Annotated in this window: 1 rRNA gene; it reads right to left on the bottom strand. The window is 53.5% G+C overall.

Going from position 1 to position 480, the window contains the following annotated elements:
- Positions 1-397 precede the first annotated feature (397 nt).
- Positions 398-480: ribosomal RNA gene (locus ACYP01_RS00765) — 16S ribosomal RNA — on the bottom strand; the annotation flags it as partial.

Here is a 480-nt window from a genome sequence, read left to right on the forward strand (position 1 = left end):
ATCGGCTCCTGGTGCCAAGGCATCCACCGTACGCTCTTCATTACTTACAACAAAGATGCTCGCGTCCACTGTGCAGTTCTCAAACAACACACAACCCCAGAACTCCCGTGAGCACCAGCCGAAGAAAACAATGATCGAAACCATCGCAACTCCGCGGTATGACCCACATTCCAGTGTTGTCGTTACTTCCCAGAGAGGAAACACTCGCGTGTTCTCTCAGGACCCAACAGTATGTCGATATATTGCACTCGCCGGCAGATCATGTGATCTGCCGTGATGCGAGGAAGTTTGTCAGCGTCCACCCATGAGCTACTGCCGGACCACAAGTGGATCCGAAACAGGCTCTGCCAACCAACCATCCACCTGTGTGGATATTGGACTGGAGAATGCTCCTTAGAAAGGAGGTGATCCAGCCGCACCTTCCGGTACGGCTACCTTGTTACGACTTCGTCCCAATCGCCGATCCCACCTTCGACGGCT

It is taken from the genome of Rhodococcus sp. no. 34, from assembly GCF_054589475.1.